Origin of the sequence: Sulfurospirillum tamanense, from assembly GCF_016937535.1 — a bacterium.
In the GTDB taxonomy this organism is placed as follows: Bacteria; Campylobacterota; Campylobacteria; order Campylobacterales; family Campylobacteraceae; genus Sulfurospirillum_B; species Sulfurospirillum_B tamanense.
On the sequence record NZ_JAFHKK010000015.1, the window covers coordinates 20,765 to 38,429 of the forward strand.

Here is a 17,665-nt window from a genome sequence, read left to right on the forward strand (position 1 = left end):
ATTCTATGTCGTTTTGGATTATTGTTGCAAACCGTTTGGAAAAAATCTTGGGCACCGTGGTAAAAACTCTTGCGTATCCATTCCATACTCTTTTTCCAAAAAAACGCTTTACTATCCCTACACATGCGACACCTTTATGCACCTCTAAACACAAAAGTGCCATTCCTAAAATCATCTGGCAGACCAATTACACCAACCGCGTTAGCCTTCCTGTATATGCCAATTACCTCTTTAATCGCCTCATGGGATACGATTTTGAGTACCGCTATGTGAGCACTGAAGAGCGATTAGTGTTCATTAAACAGCACGCATCAGAACGTTTTATTTCAGCTTTTGAGCAACTCTCTGACGGAGCGGCCCAGGCGGATTTTTGGCGGATTTTTGTGCTTAACCACACGGGTGGCGTGTATATGGACATCGATGCGCATGCGGTATGGCCTTTGTCAAAAATGATTCGGCCTGAAGACAGCGAAGTTATTTTGATGACCAAACACAACTACAGTAATTATTTCATTGCCACTGCGCCCAACAATCCTCATCTGGCAAAAACGTTAGAGATTATTGTGGAAAATATCGAAAAAAAAGATGTAAGGGGTGGCGTTTATGATTTAACTGGTCCAACAGCCCTCAACAAAGCAATTGGAGAAAGTATGGTAAATCATCGCCATAGTAAAATCACTTGCATTCAAGGAAGCTTCACCAACGAACACTTCCAGTATATCGATAAACCAAAAGGGAAGTGGACACATAAAAAGCAAGATGAACTTTTAAAGCAAGGGGGTTTAGAATGAAAGGTATCATCCTAGCAGGCGGCAGTGGCACAAGGCTCTACCCCATCACCAAGGGCGTCAGCAAACAACTTGTCCCTATTTATGACAAACCGATGATTTACTACCCTCTTTCTGTGTTGATGCTTGCAGGTATTAAAGAGGTGCTTATCATCTCCACACCCCATGATTTGCCCCGTTTTGAAGAGCTTTTGGGCGATGGGTCGAGTATTGGGATGGCCTTTTCTTACGTGGCCCAGCCCAACCCTGATGGCCTTGCCCAAGCGTTTATCCTAGGAGAAGCCTTCTTGGGGAGTGATGATGCGTGTTTGGTCTTGGGGGACAATATTTTCTACGGCCATGGCCTCACTCATCTTTTAGCCCAAAGCGTTAAAAACGTTGAGCAAGAAAACAAAGCGACTGTGTTTGGCTACTACGTCAAAGACCCCCAACGGTACGGGGTTGCCGCTTTTGATACCAAGGGAAATGTGGTCTCCATTGAGGAAAAACCCAAAGAACCAAAATCAAATTACGCCGTGGTCGGACTCTATTTTTACCCTAACGATGTTGTTAAAAAAGCCAAAGAAGTACAGCCAAGTGAACGAGGGGAGCTTGAGATTACCACGCTTAATGAAATGTATCTAGGGGAACAACGCCTTAAAGTCGAGCTCATGGGGCGCGGTTACGCGTGGCTAGACACAGGCACCCACGAGAGCCTCCTTGAAGCGAGCCAATTCATCCAAACCATCGAAAACCGGCAAGCCCTAAAGGTGGCGTGTATTGAGGAGATAGCTTACGAAATGGGGTATATCTCCAAGGAACAGCTTTTGGTTCTTGCAGAACCTTTGCGTAAAAACCAATACGGCCAATACCTCCTTGAGCGCGCCAATCATCCACGGGGGGTACGCTAAGATGGAATTTGTACGCACTGCTATCCCTGATGTTGTTTTGATTAAGCCAACCGTGCACGGTGATCACCGCGGGTATTTTGTCGAGACCTTCCGTCAAGACGCCCTTGCGTCTTTTTTGGGATTTTCGGTGGCATTTTGTCAAGACAACGAAAGCAAGTCTAGCAAGGGCGTGTTGCGTGGCCTTCACTACCAACTTCCTCCTTTTGCCCAAACCAAACTGGTCCGTGTTATCCAAGGAAGTGTGCTTGATATTGCCCTAGATATTCGCCAAGGCAGCCCAACCTTTGGGCGTCATGTCAGCGTCTGCCTTAGCGAAGCCAACAAACACCAACTTCTCGTCCCCCGTGGTTTTGCCCATGGCTTCGTCGTTCTAGAGGAAGAGACTGTTTTTGCTTACAAGGTAGATAACTACTACAGTCCCGAAAATGACCGAGGCATTGCTTATAACGACCCAAATCTTGGCATCGACTGGCAACTTCCCCACGAAGCCCTTAAACTCTCCGCCAAAGACACCACCCAGCCCTCCTTCAACGAGGCCAAAGATTTCTTTTCTTACGGGGTAAATTATTATGGCTAACATCTTAGTCACGGGCGCGAACGGCCAAGTGGGTAGCGAAATCAACGCCTTGTACGCCTTTTATCCCAAGCATCGTTTTGTCTTTACATGTAAAGAGGAGTTGGACATCGCTGATGCCAGTGCCCTTACCCTTACATGTAAGGCTCACGCTATCACCCATCTTATCAACTGCGCCGCTTACACGGCCGTGGACAAGGCTGAAACAGACGCACAAAGAGCGCAACATGTTAATCACTTGGGTGTGCGCAATCTTGCCCTTACATGTAAAGCGTTGGACATCGCCCTAGTGCATCTTTCCACCGACTATGTGTTTGATGGCAAGCACTACAAACCTTACACCGAAACCGACACGCCAAACCCCCAAACTATCTATGGGCAGACCAAATTAGCAGGAGAGCAGGCTATCTTAGAGATAAGCCCAAAAAACACCCTCATCATCCGCACCGCTTGGGTCTACTCCTCTTTTGGGAACAACTTTGTCAAAACCATGTTGCGCCTTGGCAAAGAGCGAGAAAGTCTTGGGGTAGTGTATGACCAAGTAGGCTCACCCACGTACGCTAAAGACTTGGCAAACATGATTTTAGACCTCTTGCCACGCATCCAAACTTCCTCGCCTACAATGTACCATTACACCAATGAAGGCGTGGTGAGTTGGTTTGATTTTGCCAAAGAGATTATGCGCATGGCAAAGCTACCTTGCCGTGTCAATCCTATCGAAACAAAAGAGTACCCCACCCCCGCCAAACGGCCTCATTATTCCGTACTAAACACACAAGCCCTCAAGCGTGACTTTGGCATTGAAGTGCCCTACTGGAAAGACAGTTTGGACGCTTGTTTAAACGCATTAGGAGAAAGACGCTCATGAAACACCTTTTACTCACTGGCACCGCTGGCTTCATTGGCTCCAACTTCGTGCCCTACTTCCTAGACGCCCATCCAGACACCAAACTCATCAGTCTCGATGCCCTTACCTATGCTGGCACTCTGGATAACCTCCAAGAAGTTGCCACTCACCCCCGCCATGTGTTTGTGGAAGGCAACATCACTTCACGCTCTTTAGTACAACATCTTTTTGAAACCTACCCCATCGAAGGTGTCATCCACTTTGCCGCTGAGTCTCATGTGGACAACTCCATCAAAAACCCTGGCGTGTTCATCGAAACCAATGTCAATGGCACCTTTACCCTGCTGGATGTGGCCTATAAAAACTGGATGGAAAAACCCTTTACATGTAAAGCGGGATTGGAGCACGCTAGGTTTCACCACATCAGCACCGATGAAGTGTATGGAACCCTAGGTGAAACAGGACTCTTTACTGAAACCACCCCTTATGCGCCAAATTCTCCTTATAGCGCCAGCAAAGCCGCAAGCGATATGATTGTGCGCAGTTACCACCACACCTATGGGCTCAACACGGTCATCACCAATTGTTCCAACAACTATGGCCCCAAACAGCACGATGAAAAGCTCATCCCCACCATTATCCGCAATGCCTTGCAAGGCAGCCCTATCCCCATTTACGGAGATGGTAAAAACGTCAGAGATTGGCTGTATGTGCTCGACCACTGCAAGGGCATTGATTTGGCTTTTCACAAAGGCAAAGCGGGAGAAACCTATAATATTGGCGGAAGAAACGAAAGGACGAACCTGCAAATCGTCCATGCTATCTGTGAGATTCTAGACAACATACACCCAAGCCAAAGAAGCTACAAAGAGCTCATTACTTTCGTAGAAGACCGCGCAGGACATGACAGACGCTATGCCATTGACGCCACTAAAATCGAAACTGAACTTGGCTGGAGAGCCGATGAAGACTTCGAGAGTGGGATTGTGAAGACGGTAGCGTGGTATTTAAAGAGGCTTGCTTGAAAAAACTCAATACAGCCATTATTTGCCTCTCGCCAAACTCTGGAGGCATGGAGATTGATACAATCAAATTAGCCAAAAAGCTTTACCCGCACACATCAATTACTGTTATAGCCAAACAAGACGGGTACATTGCGAACACTTTTCGCGACCACCTCAGCGCGCCACAAGCCACGGTCGAAACAGTCCAGTTTCGCCATTCACTGAGCCTATCAATCATTGTAAATGTTAGAAAAATTATTAAAAAGCACAATATTGTCAATGTAATATTTTTTGGAGCAAGTGAACTAAAATCTTTATATTTTGCTTTTCTCGGACTCGAAATCAACCTTATTGTTAGACATGGAACAACAAAAAGTAACCCAAAAAAAGATTGGTTTCATAGACTCATCTACAGCAAAGTGAATTATCATGTTTCCATCTGTCAACACCTCCAAAACAATGTTAACTTTATTGTTCCTTTTGGAAAAAATGCAAAATCTGTATTGATTTATTTATCAGTGGACATCAAGGCAAAGCAAGTAGATTCTCCTCGTCTGCCAACACTTCTCCATGTGGGAAGAATAGCCCGAGGGAAAGGTCAAGCCGATGCACTACTTGCATGCGATATTCTTTATAAAAATAATATAGATTTTATATTTTATATTATTGGTGGTTTTGAGGATGGCTACAAAAAAGAATTTACCTCTCTTCTAAACTCACTTCCTTATAAAAACAATATTCAGCTTATAGGATTTACAAAAAATATCGATGAATATCTAGAAAAATCCAATATTTTTCTTTTTCCAAGCCACGGAGAAGGCCTTGGTAATGCTTTTCTTGAGGCGCTTAGTGCTGGTTTATCTTGTATTTGTTTCAATAATACCTCTTTTCCAGAACTTCTATCTTTGGGCTTTAATTTTCAAATGGTGGAAAATAAAAACTTGCCCGCCCTCAAAGAAGCGCTCATGAATTTAATTTCAAATAATGTTTTTCACAACAAAAATCAGCATAATCACGAGCTTGCAAAAAAGCTCTTCTCGCCCCAAAGGGAAATTTCTCAATATCTGGAGCTATTACGATGAACATCCTTTCCCGTGCCAAAGAAAATCCTTTTATCGGCTTTGTTTTTCTGTTTATTTTTTTAATGCCTTGGAATATAAACAATGGACAAATGAGTCTTCTTAGTATTATTTTACTCATTTGGTGGATGATTATTGGGCGGAAAAAAGGCTATTTTTCAAAACTTAAAAATATTTTTCACACCACTCCACTTGTACTATTGATATTTTTTCTTCTGTATGCTTACGGCTCCTTGCTCTGGTCCCAGAACATTGCTTTTGGAATTGATTCGACACTCAATTTTTATAAATACTACTGGATTATGGTACCCATACTTTTTACAGCTCTTTCTCGCCAAGATGCCCTCTGGGGAATGTATGTTCTTATTTTTAGCTTTAGTGTTTATGGTGTGCTTTCTCTCATGATTTTCCTTGACATAATTCACATTCCCTCTTCTTCTCCAAGAGACCCCAAAGGACATCTAGCGTACGCAGTAGTAACTGCTTACATGGGGCTGGGTTCGCTTTTAGCAATGGCTGCTTTCTTTTTTGCAACAAGCAAAAAATCCAAGGTTTTTTTCCTCGCCTGTTTTGCGATTTGCACAATTGGTTTATTTATAAACCAAGGACGTGCCAGTCAATTGGCATTTTTGGGTACCATTGTGGTTTTAGCCATTGTTTATAGAAAATACATTTTTACAAACTTAAAAATATCTTTAGCTTTTTTGGGAATTGCAAGTATAGCTTTCCTTCTTTTTTCCCAAACATCACAATTCGATAGATTTGCACAAGGTTTTAAAGAGTTACAACACATAGAAGAAAAACATTTTGCTGGGAGCTGGGGACAGCGGGCATATATGTGGTATGCCTCTGCACACATCATTAAACAAGAGCCACTCTTTGGCGTGGGAGTAGGGGACAACATTGATGCTTTTATAGATTACACCAAAGAGCATCCAAGCGAAGCCACATGGCTACGCTCCTTCCACAATCAACATCTTGACTATTTGACAAAATTTGGGCTAATAGGATATATGGTATTTTTATTAGGCATTTATGCACTCTTGAGAAAATGTTCAAAATCAACTATCTTTGGAAGCCTTGGAATTATATTTTTCTCTTTCGTGTTTATAAATTCACTCGGAGATATTTTGCTTTTAATGAAGCCTTTCAACAACATCTACATGCTTGTCTTTATCCTGATAACCATAGGTTGCATACGCCCCCCTAGTGCTGCTTGACTCCACTCTTGCACTCAAAAAGTCCGTTAGCTTTATTTAAGCGCATTTGCTCAAGAGCCTCAGTGGAATCCACTGAGTTTCGGAATCCTCTGGAATGATAAAGGTGAAAAACATTGGCAACATTTTTAACAGACCTAACCTCACATCCATAGGTCCTAAATCTCCACTCCAAGTCTGTATCATCACCAACGGCTGTTTCTCCATACCCCTCATCATACCCATTAATTGCCATCATGTCTTTCTTAAAGCAAGAATAATTACACCCTAAAAGCCCAGTACTTGCTCTTCGCTTGCTTAAAAACATTCGATATACAAGGCCTGTGGGTGAAAAACAAAACCCATCTTCGCTGTGATTTTCCTTGCAATCAAGCGCTATGAGTGGAAACCTCAAAGCAAAGGTACGTTCAAGTCTTAAGGAAGAAATTTTGCCACTTCTAAGCATTGCTGAATATCTTGGTCCGAGGTTTACTCTTCTTCCGCTTAGCACCACTCCTGCTTCTGCCAAAGCAACATGGTTTTGAATAAAAGTGCTATAAGGAACACAATCGCCATCAATAAAAATCAAGTATTCGCCCTCACTGGCGATAATCCCGTTGTTTAAAGAACGCGTTTTGCGAATACCCAAATCTTCCTGTGTTGTGTGTTTAACCCTAAGTCCCTGAATGCTTTTTATATACTTCTCCATGGCTTCATTTTGCCCATCTTCTGCAACCACCACTTCAAAATTTTTATAGGTCTGCTGTTTTAAAGCCTCAACAATGAGGCTTAACGCTTGCACATCTTTGTATACAGCAACAACAACACTGACTCTCATTTCAATACCCAATTTACAGATTGTAGCGTAGCAATATACTCGCGCACACTTCGCTTAGCACTCCATCCAAGGGCTTCTGTTTTATCAGTAACCACATCAGCGCTCATGCGATTTCCTTGTCTCTGGGGTAGCATTTCTATTGGGCCGCCAAACATTTGAGCGATTTCAAGAACACTATAGCTCTCAGGACTGCCAATACCAAACTCATCCCCATAGCCATGTTCGCCAACCAAGACAAGACCATCAACAATGTCATCAATATGGGTAAAGTTTCTTTTTTGAGCGCCAGGGCTTACCACGGTGAGGCTTTCCCCTTTGCGCATTTTTTCTGCAAAAAGAGCGATTAGAGTAGCATATTTGCCCGTGGCAATTTCTCGCTTTCCATAAACATTATAAAAGTAGACGATGGCATAGGGAATATTAAACCATTTTCCATAATTCTCAACCAATTCTGTGTTGGAAGCCTTTGTCCATGCATAAGGACTCTGACTTCTCCCCAGCCCCCCATCTCCAAATTTTGTACTGCTTCCCGCATAAATCAACTTTGCACCCGTTTTGCGCACAAACTCTAAAATACTAAAAATTCCATCCTTATTGAATCTCCACACCGTTTCTATGTCATCAAAACTTTGCTCTACGCGCGAATACTCTCCCAAATGATAAATCACGTCAGGTGCAAAATCAATAAGTTCAGAAACTTCCGCGGTGCTCCCTTTGATGTATTTCACTCCCTCTATATGGTTTTTCTCGCTACCCGTAAAATAGTTATCTAGAGAATAAACTTCATTTTTTTCATTTTCAACAAGTCTTTCACATAAATTTGAGCCAATAAACCCTGCGCCACCTGTTACAAGAATTCTTCTTTTCATTATTTTCCCATCTCTTTAATTTTTTTAAAAATATACGCCACCCTTTTTGTGTCCGTATGACAAGCAAGAAGCTTTTGATGCCCTTGCTTTGCTATTGATTCGCGCTTTTCCTCATGCTTCAGATAGTACTCTCCCAACTCCAACAAGTCAGATAAGTCATCTTGCGCAAAAACAATCTCTTTTTCATTTTCAAAATTATCAGGAATTACAATCCCTGGTTTTTGGCTTAGCATAAAACTCCCTACCGCAGGAACTTCCCAGTAGCGCATGGTATCCCATCCGCCGCCCCTTAAGTTGAGCACAACTTTACATGCTGCCAATTCTTGCAAATAAAACTCCCCTTTGCGCTTGTACTTACTCATTTTCTGATTTTTATATGTTCCGTTTTCCCTGCAATCAAAAACATTTTCAAGCATTTCCAAAGCCTTAGAGCGCACAGGGTCGGACTCCACTGCCCAAAAAGAGAAATCATACTTTTTCAGGGGTCCGATATCAGGAAGTCTGTCTAAATTAAAACTCATTGGAAGTGGAAACACATTAGCAGCATACTCTCCACCAATCAAGTATTCTCGTTTAAAAATGATATCAAATGGGCGTTTCTGGATTGCCTGTTCGTACAGCTCAGGTCTTCCGTATGTCGTTAAGTCCACGCCCACCTTATTTCCATCGCCACCGTCTATAAATACAACAGGAGTAGAGGCTGGAATTTTGTCCACAACTTCCAAGTACGTTTCAAAGGCTTCCACTTTGCATGCGCCAACAAACACATAGTCAACCGCCTTAAAGTCAACACTTCTAAACAGGGTTTGAAAAAAAGAGTGTTTCATGTAGCCATTGTTTTTTGGGTATTTTTTATAGGGAATGTGAAATTTTTTATTCCATTTATAATCTATGACATTGCTTAAACCAAACTCTTTCACAAGCCCGCTATAGGTTAAATCCTGAACATAATCAAAAGATGGAGTATTGATATAGAGTATTTTCATTTTTCTTTTCCCTGATAGTTTTTTAGCATTCCCCTGACTTCCCTAAACTGCTTCACCGCATCAAAACAAGCTTTTGCGCGCATTTGGCCCCCTTGGGCCAACTTGCTTCGCAGCTCCCCATCTCCCAAGACCATTGCCAGCTTCTTTGCCAAATCTTCCGCGCTCATGGGCTCAAATAACACTCCGCTCACCCCATCTTCGATGATCTCTTGGGGTCCTCCGCTGTTGCTTCCAAGCACACTCACGCCCGCATGCATCGCCTCCACGAGCACCAGCCCAAACGTCTCTTTTTCAGTGGCAAGCACCACACAATCACATGCTTGCATTAGCGCGCCAACTTCATGGCTAAACCCCACAAATACGTCTTTGCAAAAACGCTCTTGGAGTTTTTTCTCATAAGCCTTATCCATCGCCCCGCCGACCACGAGAGTCTTGACCTCCAGCCCTTGTTGGCGCAAGCGCTCTGCCGCCTCAAGTACCACATGCTGCCCTTTGGCTGGCTCAATGCGCCCAAAAATACCTACCACAAAGCCCCCATCAAGACCATAAGCGCGCCGCAACTCCATCGCCGCTTCAGGCGTCAACATCTGCGGCGTCTCTACGCCGATGTACGAAGTAAAAACCTTTGGTCGTACCGACTGGGGCACAAAAGCCTCAATCTGCTCATGCACGCGCTTGGTCACCGCAATCATCCCATCAATATATCGGTACAAAAATCGGTGATACATATCATCTTTAAACCGTGTCATATGCATGTGTCTTGTTTGGATTATCTTTGGTTTTTGGTGAGAGAAAAGCTTTGCAAAAACAGCCACAGAAAGGTCTTTTGTCCAGTGTACATGTAAAACATCTGCTTTACATGTATCAATAATTTTAGCTAATGCAAAAGGATTTTTTCTGCCAATTTTCTCATATTTTAAGTCTTCTTCCTCAAGATATCCTGCTAACTTTGAATCTTTTGCTATAACCATACTTGTTTTAAAGTGCTTGGCACAACGCAATACATACAGCTCCAACCCCCCAAGGTCAGGGGAAAGACACACTTCTAAAATGCGTACATCTTCTTTACATGTACGCATGAGCATGCTCCCCTTTCCAGCGTTTGTGAAACCAAAACCACTCATCGGGCTTAGCACGGATGGCCTCTTCGGTGACACACGCTTGGGCTTGGGTGGCTTCCAAGATGTCTTTTTCCATATCCTCGGTCTTAGCCACTTCAATGGATGGGTAAAAAGTCAGGGTAAAATGCTGATGGTCAACTGTTGTCATAAACACGGGCACGATAAGTCCATTAACGCGCCTTGCAATAATGCTAGCCGCTGGCGTATGGCGCACTTTTTTTCCAAAAAAATCCACCAATACCCCAGTCTTGGAACCCGTACTTTGGTCTACAAGCAATCCCAAGTTTCTCCCTGCTTTGGCTGCTTTTAGCATGGGGCGCATCGCGCCGCGCTTGTCGATGAGTTCGATATCTAGCTGCTCTCTGTTGGAGCGCACGATTTCATTCATTGCGCGGGAGTCTAGCGGACGGCCAACACCACTTAGGGGTCCGTATTTTGCCGCCAACGCTAAAGGCACCAATTCCCAATTTCCATAATGGGCCGTCTGAAACACCAAAATTCTTCCTTGGGCAAGTGCCTCATTTAAAACACCCTCATTAACAAAGGTAACTTTGCTTAAAATCTCTTCTTTAGTACTGTTTTGGTTGCGGATGAAATCTGCCCCGTTGAGTGCAAGATTGCGGTAGCACGCCTTTAAAATCCGCTCTTTTTCAGCCTCGTCCATACTCTCCCCATAAGCCAAATCCAAATTGATACGAATGATACGTCGGTGTTTTTTATTTACCCACCTTACACCATCTGCCAAGACGTGCAACAAGGGTTTTAGTACCTCAAAGGGTACCCAGCGCACCAATGTCCTAAACCCATAAAAAAGTGCTAAATACATCTTATCCATGCAGCAGTTCCTTTGCCCTGGCCACAATGGTCTCAGGCGCAATCGTCTTTATACACATTTCGTGTTTATTTAAGCGTTTTGCATCAATTTTCTTACCGCAGTCTATTGTCACATTAACCGGCGTTGTGTAGGTATTGCGCGCGCTTGGCGTAGGCCCAAACAGGGTGATGCTAGGGCGATTTTGCGCCCAAGCTACGTGCGTAGGCCCGCTATCTGGCCCAATCACTAAAGCACATTGTTCCACCAAAGTCACAAGCTCAGGCAAGGAAAGTTTAGGCAAAACCTGCGCGTGCGTATGCCCCGCAATCCACTGGGCCATCTCTTCTTCTGCCGCAGTTCCCCAACACAACCACACCGAAGCACTCTCTAGCCTTTCGGCAACAAGGGCCATTTTTTCTTTAGGGTAAACCTTGCTGGGCCAGCTTGACCCTAACACAAGTAACACATTGGGGGGCGTTTGCTCAAGCGTTACATGTAAAGGGGATTTTGAGAAAAGGCAAGGGGCTTTGGTGTCAATGGCACGCCTGTCAAAAGGGAGTTTGAGTGCTTCGCAGACCAATTTTACATTGCGCACAATCACATTTTCCTCATAGGCCACCACTGCACGAACGTCATACAATAAACTCGCAGGCCACTCCCGAGTCGAACGCCCCGAAAATCCAGCCACGCATCTACCGCCAAGCGCCCTGCTCACCACGGCGGATTTGATTAATCCTTGCAAATCAATCACCATGTCGTAGTTTTCTCTTTTTAGTGCTCGCAAAACCTGCCATTGCCGCCATGCGTTTTTCACAGAACCTTTGGCTTTTTTAAGTGACACAGCATGTACTTGGCGCAAAAGTGGGTGGCCTTCTAGCAAAGGTGCAAACCGCTCCTCCACCACCCAATCAACCTGCACATCAGGAAAATGGGCATGGATAATTTGCAAGACAATACTCGCATGCACAATATCACCAAGGGCAGAAAGTTTCACTAGGGCGATTTTCATAAAATATCTTCTTTACATGTAAGCTTTGGGGTTTCAAAAGCCTTTATTTTACAAAACCCAAACAAAAAAAGATGTTAATCAATCACTCCAAGTGCCTCATGCAGCGACCCGACACTGGGGTAGTCTTCACTTTTCAAACCCACCAGCAAACATTTCTCAACCCTTGCATTCTTGCCCGCTTCCATGTCGCTAAGCTTATCGCCCACCATCCACGAACGCGCAGGGTCGATGCCAAACTCTTCAATGGCCTCTTTTAACATGCCAGGACGCGGCTTGCGGCATTCACATTTTTCTTCTGGCGCATGGGGACAGTGGTACACTTTGGCAATGGTGACGCCATTTTTTTGAAACTCTCCAAGCATCCATGCCGTTAATATTTCGTAAGCTTCTTGGGTGCAATACCCCCGCCCGATGCCTGATTGATTCGTCACAATGATGAGCAAATACCCCCGCGCCTCAAAGGTGCGCAAGGCTTCAAAAACCCCTGCACAAAAGGCAAAATCCTCAATACGAGAAACGTATCCTTTGTCTTCATTAATCACCCCATCACGGTCTAAAAAAAGTGCTTTTTTCACGTCAATTTCCTTTACATGTAAGGATTATACCCTAGCTTTTAATACGTTGCAATAAGCTCACACAAAGGCAACTTCATTATAATAATGGAAAATTTTTATTGATTGGAGTGGTGTAATGAAAAAAGTACTTTTCGCACTTTTGGTCGTAGGTGTTTCTTCTTTGGTAGCTGCTGATGGCGCGGCGGTTTACAAAAAATGTATCTCCTGTCACGGAGCCAGTGCAGAGAAAAAAGCCCTTGGCAAATCTGAAGTCATTGCAGGCTGGGCAGCAGACAAACAAATCGCAGCCCTCAAGGGCTATAAAGACGGCACGTACGGCGGTCCTATGAAAAACCTCATGAAAGGCCAAGTAGCCAACCTCAGTGACGCGGAAATTGAAGCCGTTTCAAAATACGTCGAAAGTCTTGCCAAATAACCCTGTTACTCGGGCATTTTTTTGCCCGAGTTTTTTCTTCTCTCCTGCGCTTCTTTTCTCTTTTGCTCCATCATCGCCGCATCCCGCAACGCCTCTTCATCATCAAAATGCACCGCATTAATAAACTTACTCTGGTCATCAAATTGTCCCGTCCTAAGCCCCCACAATAGTGCCAGCAATGCAACCGCACCCAATCCAATCGACACACTCACCATCACCATCACCAATCCACCGCTCATTGTTTTCCTTTTTTTAGCATGGTGCGAATACGCATCGCATTTCCAATCACCACCAACGAACTTAGCGACATGGAAATCGCTGCAATCATCGGATTCACAAACCCCAAGACCGCCAAAGGCACTGTGGTGACATTATACAAAAGGGAAAAGCCAATGTTTTGCTTGATGGTTCGGTAGGTTTTACGCGAAACCAAAAATGCATCTTCAAGGCTTTTTAAAGAATCATTCAACAACACCACATCACTAGCACTCACCGCCACATCCGCCCCCTCGCCCATGGCAATGGCAATATCCGCTTGCGAAAGCGCCAAGGTATCGTTAATGCCATCCCCCGCCATCACCACGTGCACGCCTTTGGCTTGGTATTCCTCTACCACTGCGGCTTTTTCGTGAGGAAATAAGGAGTGGCGCACCTGCGTTATCCCTACTTCGCGCGCCACTTTCCACGCGGCAGTTTCATTGTCGCCCGTTAACATTTCTACTTTAATGTTCATCTTTTGCAAATGCGCCAACACAGCTTTAGCGTCTTTTTTAGGCGTATCCTCCAAAGCAAAACGCGCCAACACGACTCCATCGCAACTAAACAGATAATGGGTCGCCCCAACGCGCTCATGCGCAATCCCAAGCTCCTCCATAAGCCGTCCACTACCCCCCGCAATGGCGTGTTCTTTCCACTTAGCCTGCACCCCTTTGGCTTCCACCACTTCCACATCCAAAAGTGTTGCCTCTTTGAGTGCTAAGGTATGTTCTTCCAAATACTCTCGCACTCCTTGACTTACTGGATGGGACGAGGTGCCAAGGAGCGCGAAGAGCACATCAACTTCGCACGCAGGGTCTATCCAGGCTTCTTTCACCTTGGGGCGTCCCTCGGTGAGTGTGCCTGTTTTATCCAGCAACAACACGCGACTTTTGGCCATGTTTTCCAAAAAGCTTGCCTCTTTAAACAGCACTCCTTTTTGCGCTCCCACACCAAGTCCCACCAACGTCGCCACAGGTGTCGCCAAGCCCAAAGCGCACGGACACGCAATCACGATCACCGAGATCGCCACTACCAGTGCCGTTTCAAAAGAGCCCGTAGCGACAAACCACCCGATAAACGTGAGTAGTGCAATGCTTAACACTACCAAAGAAAATTTCCCCGCAATGCTATTGGCCAGCTGTTCGATGCGGGGTTTTTTGGTCATAGACACTTCCAAAAGGGTCACGATTTTAGAAAGGATAGAACCTTGATGGGTCGCGCTTGCTTCGTAGCGCACCACACTATCAAGGCAAATCGACCCGCTCAAAATCGCCTCTTTTTGGCCTTTGAGTTTAGGTTCACTCTCACCCGTGAGGCTTGATTCATCAAACGACGCTTCACCGCTAAGCACCACTCCATCAATCACTACCTTCTCGCCAGGACGCACTTCAATCACATCGCCCGCTTGCACTTCTTCTACATGTAAGAGTATTTTTTCCTCGCCCCGAATCACCATGACCTCTGTAGGCAAGGAACCTATCATGGCATCCAAGGTATCAACCGCGCGTTTCTTGGTAAGTACTTCGAGGTATTTTCCTGCAAACACAAAGGTTACAATCATGGTCACTGAATCAAAATAAGTCTCACCATTGCCCGAAAACATCGCGTACAGCGAAAATCCGTAAGCCAAACTTGCTCCTGTAGCGATGAGCGTGTCCATGCTTACATACCCGTGCTTAAACCCATAATACGCTCCACGGTAGTACACCCAACCGGTGTAAAACAGCGCGGGCGTTGCTAGCACAAACTCCGCAAAATTAAGCACGCTTTTGATGTCACCACGCATCCCTGTAAAATACCCCGCGTACTGGGCGATGGCAATCCACATGATATTCATCGTAGCAAAAACCCCCACCAAAAGGCGTGAGTAGTATTCGCGTCTGGCCGCATTAGCGTGTTCTTCTTGGAGTTTTGGATCGTAAGGATGGGCGTTATACCCGATGGCACGAATAGTCTGGATAATGCTTGAAAGGCTCGTGGTTTCAGGGTCCCACACAATCCTCGCCTTGTGACTGGTGCCGTTTATGCTCGCTTCCAACACCCCTTCTTTTTGGAAGAGCACCTTTTCATTGAGCCACACGCACGCCGCGCAATGAATCCCCTCGATAATGAGCGAAATCTCACAAAAACCTTCGTCATTAATCTTAATATAACACTCTTTAAACTTCTCCAGATCAAACTTTTCAAGCCCTGAAGAAGTAGGTGTTTCAGGAGGAGCGATGGATTGACCGCCCAATTTATCATAAAAACTCTCAAGTCCTTCACTTTGAAGTAAGTGAAATACCCCTTGACACCCTTTGCAACAAAAAAAACGTGCCTCTTTAAAGGTTTCATCACAAAGCAATACGGCCTCTTCGTACAACAATTGGCAATGGTCACATCGACGTTTGGACATGGTGCAATCTTTACATGTAAATTAAAGTGAAATTATAATGTAGCTTTCCTCAGGATGACCTAAAAACCCATATTTATGCTAAAATTCGCCCCATGAACAGCTCTTTTTCTGCCCTTTTGTTGGCACTTGTTTTTTTTGAACTTTTTGAGGTTTTGTGGCAGCAAGGTCGCTCTACGCGCCAATATCTTACAACGTTACTGCGTGTCTACCAGCGTCATATTCTCCTTTTTATTGCTCTGCATCCTAGTTTTTATTTTGTGTTGTTATGCATGATGCTTTTTAACGCATACACCTTTGCCGCTTGGCTACTTTTGGGAATCAAAGGGGTTGACATTGTGATTAAGCTTCTTTTTTTAGACCGTCTTTCTCAACATAAAGACCTAGGGCCTTATGGCGTCCTTGTTTGGACTGATCAACCTTTTCCCTTGATATTAAAACTTGTACCTCTTGCTATCTATGTTGTACTTTTTTATTTGGCCTTCGCTTGACAAGAAAGGGGGTTTAGTATAAAATTGCACCCGAAGTTAACCGAATACGTGTCCAAAACTTCTCACTTTGCCCCGAACTTATTTCTCGCACACCAACTCTAACGCCGTGCAACAAACGGGCAAGCACCATTATCGCTACATAGCAACCGGTAACCACTCCAACAAACCAAGCAAAAAGAAGGAACCATGGGCGACAGCACCACCACGGGAAACGGTAAGTCAAATACCAAATCCCAAAACCAACGCACTCACATCCCTGTTGAGGGCTACAGAATCGAAGATTTACGCACACGTGATTTAAAACAACTCCTAGAGATTGCCGAAAAAGCCGGCGTTGAAAACCCTCAAGAGCTCAAACGCCAAGATTTAATGTTTGAGATTTTAAAAACCCAAACCTCCAAGGGTGGGTTTATTTTGTTCACGGGCATCCTTGAGATGTCTTCGGAAGGCTACGGCTTTTTACGCGCCACCGACTCCAACCTTACCCCAAGCCCTAATGACGCTTATGTTTCAAGTACGCAAATTCGCAAATTCGCCTTACGCACCGGCGACATTGTCACGGGTCAAGTGCGTCCTCCTAAAGACCAAGAGCGCTATTATGCTCTTTTAAAAATCGAGGCTATCAATTACTTGCCCATGCAAGAATCCAAACAGCGCCCACTCTTTGACAACCTCACACCTCTTTATCCTACTGAAGCGCTAAAACTTGAATTTGACCCCATGAAACTCACTGGGCGGATGCTTGATTTGTTTGCGCCTATTGGCAAAGGACAACGGGGACTCATCGTTGCGCCCCCGCGCAGTGGTAAAACGGAACTCATGAAAGAGCTAGCGCATGCTATCGCCAAAAACCACCCCGAAGCCGAACTCATCGTCTTACTTGTGGATGAGCGCCCCGAAGAAGTCACCGACATGCAACGCTGTGTCAATGGAGAGGTATACAGTTCCACTTTTGACCTACCCGCCTCCAACCACGTGCGCGTAGCAGAGCTCGTCATTGAAAAAGCCAAGCGGCGCGTAGAGATGGGTAAAGATGTTATCATTTTGCTTGACTCCATTACCCGCCTAGCGCGTGCTTACAACACCGTTACACCTTCTAGCGGAAAAGTGCTTAGTGGTGGGGTAGACGCTAACGCGCTTCACAAGCCTAAGCGTTTTTTTGGTGCGGCAAGAAACATCGAATTTGGCGGAAGCTTGACCATCGTTGCTACCGCGCTGATTGAAACAGGCAGCCGCATGGACGAAGTGATTTTTGAAGAATTCAAAGGCACAGGCAACAGTGAAATCGTCCTAGACCGCAATATCTCTGACCGACGCATTTTCCCTGCTATTAACATTATGAAATCTGGAACCCGCAAAGAAGAGTTGTTGCTCTCACCTGATAACTTGCAAAAAATCTGGGCCATCCGTACCGCCATTAGCCAAATGGATGACGTGGAAGCCCTGAAGTTCCTCTACGCCAAAATGCTTAAAACTGCCAACAATGAAGAGCTTTTGGCTGCTTTAAACGACGGTTAAC

At 44.9% G+C, this 17,665-nt stretch carries 19 protein-coding genes; 10 read left to right on the forward strand and 9 right to left on the reverse strand.

Annotated features, from left to right (window positions below):
• Positions 1–5: 5 nt before the first annotated feature.
• From JWV37_RS07670 to JWV37_RS07700, 7 genes are read left to right on the forward strand one after another with little or no spacing between them, the layout of a single operon-like run.
• Positions 6–791, forward strand: coding sequence for a glycosyltransferase family 32 protein (locus JWV37_RS07670; RefSeq protein ID WP_205459206.1), 786 nt, complete (start codon positions 6–8; stop codon positions 789–791).
• The gene (gene rfbA, locus JWV37_RS07675) at positions 788–1,678 is read left to right on the forward strand and encodes a glucose-1-phosphate thymidylyltransferase RfbA (RefSeq protein ID WP_205459207.1); all 891 of its coding nucleotides are present in this window, start codon (positions 788–790) and stop codon (positions 1,676–1,678) included. The genes JWV37_RS07670 and rfbA overlap by 4 nt, the downstream gene beginning before the upstream one ends.
• Entirely contained in the window at positions 1,644–2,255 is a 612-nt protein-coding gene (gene rfbC, locus JWV37_RS07680; protein ID WP_369407667.1) for a dTDP-4-dehydrorhamnose 3,5-epimerase, read from the forward strand. Before rfbA ends, rfbC begins: the two co-directional genes overlap by 35 nt.
• Complete coding sequence (rfbD, locus tag JWV37_RS07685) at positions 2,248–3,120, forward strand: dTDP-4-dehydrorhamnose reductase (protein WP_205459208.1); 873 nt, start codon at positions 2,248–2,250, stop codon at positions 3,118–3,120. The genes rfbC and rfbD overlap by 8 nt, the downstream gene beginning before the upstream one ends.
• The gene (gene rfbB, locus JWV37_RS07690) at positions 3,117–4,124 is read left to right on the forward strand and encodes a dTDP-glucose 4,6-dehydratase (protein ID WP_205459209.1); all 1,008 of its coding nucleotides are present in this window, start codon (positions 3,117–3,119) and stop codon (positions 4,122–4,124) included. The genes rfbD and rfbB overlap by 4 nt, the downstream gene beginning before the upstream one ends.
• The gene (locus JWV37_RS07695; RefSeq protein ID WP_240332102.1) at positions 4,121–5,185 is read left to right on the forward strand and encodes a glycosyltransferase family 4 protein; all 1,065 of its coding nucleotides are present in this window, start codon (positions 4,121–4,123) and stop codon (positions 5,183–5,185) included. Before rfbB ends, JWV37_RS07695 begins: the two co-directional genes overlap by 4 nt.
• Positions 5,182–6,402: an O-antigen ligase family protein gene (locus JWV37_RS07700; RefSeq protein WP_205459210.1), complete on the forward strand. Its 1,221-nt coding sequence runs from the start codon at positions 5,182–5,184 to the stop codon at positions 6,400–6,402. The genes JWV37_RS07695 and JWV37_RS07700 overlap by 4 nt, the downstream gene beginning before the upstream one ends.
• Here JWV37_RS07700 and JWV37_RS07705 read toward each other — a convergent pair.
• From JWV37_RS07705 to gmhB, 7 genes are all read right to left on the reverse strand, one after another.
• Positions 6,389–7,216 (reverse strand): glycosyltransferase, encoded by an 828-nt coding sequence (locus JWV37_RS07705; RefSeq protein WP_205459211.1) that lies wholly within the window; start codon positions 7,214–7,216, stop codon positions 6,389–6,391. The two genes, JWV37_RS07700 and JWV37_RS07705, sit on opposite strands and share 14 nt — an antisense overlap.
• Positions 7,213–8,085, reverse strand: coding sequence for an NAD-dependent epimerase/dehydratase family protein (locus JWV37_RS07710; RefSeq protein WP_205459212.1), 873 nt, complete (start codon positions 8,083–8,085; stop codon positions 7,213–7,215). The genes JWV37_RS07705 and JWV37_RS07710 overlap by 4 nt, the downstream gene beginning before the upstream one ends.
• Positions 8,085–9,071 carry a glycosyltransferase family protein gene (locus JWV37_RS07715; RefSeq protein WP_205459213.1) on the reverse strand — a complete coding sequence of 329 codons (987 nt, stop codon included), beginning with the start codon at positions 9,069–9,071 and terminating at the stop codon, positions 8,085–8,087. The genes JWV37_RS07710 and JWV37_RS07715 overlap by 1 nt, the downstream gene beginning before the upstream one ends.
• Positions 9,068–10,150: a glycosyltransferase family 4 protein gene (locus JWV37_RS07720; RefSeq protein ID WP_205459214.1), complete on the reverse strand. Its 1,083-nt coding sequence runs from the start codon at positions 10,148–10,150 to the stop codon at positions 9,068–9,070. The genes JWV37_RS07715 and JWV37_RS07720 overlap by 4 nt, the downstream gene beginning before the upstream one ends.
• Entirely contained in the window at positions 10,137–11,027 is an 891-nt protein-coding gene (locus tag JWV37_RS07725) for a lipid A biosynthesis lauroyl acyltransferase (RefSeq protein ID WP_205459215.1), read from the reverse strand. The genes JWV37_RS07720 and JWV37_RS07725 overlap by 14 nt, the downstream gene beginning before the upstream one ends.
• Positions 11,020–12,000, reverse strand: coding sequence for a lipopolysaccharide heptosyltransferase I (gene waaC, locus JWV37_RS07730; RefSeq protein WP_205459216.1), 981 nt, complete (start codon positions 11,998–12,000; stop codon positions 11,020–11,022). Before waaC ends, JWV37_RS07725 begins: the two co-directional genes overlap by 8 nt.
• An 89-nt stretch (positions 12,001–12,089) precedes the next feature.
• Complete coding sequence (gene gmhB / locus JWV37_RS07735) at positions 12,090–12,590, reverse strand: D-glycero-beta-D-manno-heptose 1,7-bisphosphate 7-phosphatase (protein ID WP_205459217.1); 501 nt, start codon at positions 12,588–12,590, stop codon at positions 12,090–12,092.
• 115 nt (positions 12,591–12,705) lie between these two features.
• On the opposite strand from gmhB, the gene JWV37_RS07740 reads away from it, so the two are divergent.
• Positions 12,706–13,005: a c-type cytochrome gene (locus JWV37_RS07740; RefSeq protein WP_205459218.1), complete on the forward strand. Its 300-nt coding sequence runs from the start codon at positions 12,706–12,708 to the stop codon at positions 13,003–13,005.
• Positions 13,006–13,010: 5 nt separating this feature from the next.
• On the opposite strand, the gene ccoS is transcribed toward JWV37_RS07740, so the two are convergent.
• Together ccoS and JWV37_RS07750 are read right to left on the reverse strand one after the other, a co-directional pair.
• Entirely contained in the window at positions 13,011–13,244 is a 234-nt protein-coding gene (ccoS, locus tag JWV37_RS07745; protein ID WP_205459219.1) for a cbb3-type cytochrome oxidase assembly protein CcoS, read from the reverse strand.
• Positions 13,241–15,658: a heavy metal translocating P-type ATPase gene (locus JWV37_RS07750; RefSeq protein WP_205459220.1), complete on the reverse strand. Its 2,418-nt coding sequence runs from the start codon at positions 15,656–15,658 to the stop codon at positions 13,241–13,243. Before JWV37_RS07750 ends, ccoS begins: the two co-directional genes overlap by 4 nt.
• Before the next feature lie 92 nt (positions 15,659–15,750).
• On the opposite strand from JWV37_RS07750, the gene JWV37_RS07755 reads away from it, so the two are divergent.
• Both JWV37_RS07755 and rho read left to right on the forward strand, forming a co-directional pair.
• The gene (locus JWV37_RS07755; RefSeq protein WP_205459221.1) at positions 15,751–16,146 is read left to right on the forward strand and encodes a hypothetical protein; all 396 of its coding nucleotides are present in this window, start codon (positions 15,751–15,753) and stop codon (positions 16,144–16,146) included.
• A gap of 186 nt (positions 16,147–16,332) precedes the next feature.
• The gene (gene rho, locus JWV37_RS07760) at positions 16,333–17,664 is read left to right on the forward strand and encodes a transcription termination factor Rho (RefSeq protein WP_205459222.1); all 1,332 of its coding nucleotides are present in this window, start codon (positions 16,333–16,335) and stop codon (positions 17,662–17,664) included.
• The last annotated feature ends 1 nt before the right edge of the window (position 17,665 follow it).

What these genes read in the sequence shown, in the direction of transcription:
- JWV37_RS07670 (WP_205459206.1), top strand. Translation starts at nt 6, where the DNA reads ATGTCGTTTTGGATTATTGTTGCAAACCGTTTGGAAAAAATCTTGGGC.
- rfbA (WP_205459207.1), top strand. Translation starts at nt 788, where the DNA reads ATGAAAGGTATCATCCTAGCAGGCGGCAGTGGCACAAGGCTCTACCCC.
- rfbD (WP_205459208.1), top strand. Translation starts at nt 2,248, where the DNA reads ATGGCTAACATCTTAGTCACGGGCGCGAACGGCCAAGTGGGTAGCGAA.
- rfbB (WP_205459209.1), top strand. Translation starts at nt 3,117, where the DNA reads ATGAAACACCTTTTACTCACTGGCACCGCTGGCTTCATTGGCTCCAAC.
- JWV37_RS07700 (WP_205459210.1), top strand. Translation starts at nt 5,182, where the DNA reads ATGAACATCCTTTCCCGTGCCAAAGAAAATCCTTTTATCGGCTTTGTT.
- JWV37_RS07705 (WP_205459211.1), bottom strand. Translation starts at nt 7,216, where the DNA reads ATGAGAGTCAGTGTTGTTGTTGCTGTATACAAAGATGTGCAAGCGTTA.
- JWV37_RS07710 (WP_205459212.1), bottom strand. Translation starts at nt 8,085, where the DNA reads ATGAAAAGAAGAATTCTTGTAACAGGTGGCGCAGGGTTTATTGGCTCA.
- JWV37_RS07715 (WP_205459213.1), bottom strand. Translation starts at nt 9,071, where the DNA reads ATGAAAATACTCTATATCAATACTCCATCTTTTGATTATGTTCAGGAT.
- JWV37_RS07720 (WP_205459214.1), bottom strand. Translation starts at nt 10,150, where the DNA reads ATGCGTACATGTAAAGAAGATGTACGCATTTTAGAAGTGTGTCTTTCC.
- JWV37_RS07725 (WP_205459215.1), bottom strand. Translation starts at nt 11,027, where the DNA reads ATGGATAAGATGTATTTAGCACTTTTTTATGGGTTTAGGACATTGGTG.
- JWV37_RS07740 (WP_205459218.1), top strand. Translation starts at nt 12,706, where the DNA reads ATGAAAAAAGTACTTTTCGCACTTTTGGTCGTAGGTGTTTCTTCTTTG.
- ccoS (WP_205459219.1), bottom strand. Translation starts at nt 13,244, where the DNA reads ATGAGCGGTGGATTGGTGATGGTGATGGTGAGTGTGTCGATTGGATTG.
- JWV37_RS07750 (WP_205459220.1), bottom strand. Translation starts at nt 15,658, where the DNA reads ATGTCCAAACGTCGATGTGACCATTGCCAATTGTTGTACGAAGAGGCC.
- JWV37_RS07755 (WP_205459221.1), top strand. Translation starts at nt 15,751, where the DNA reads ATGAACAGCTCTTTTTCTGCCCTTTTGTTGGCACTTGTTTTTTTTGAA.
- rho (WP_205459222.1), top strand. Translation starts at nt 16,333, where the DNA reads ATGGGCGACAGCACCACCACGGGAAACGGTAAGTCAAATACCAAATCC.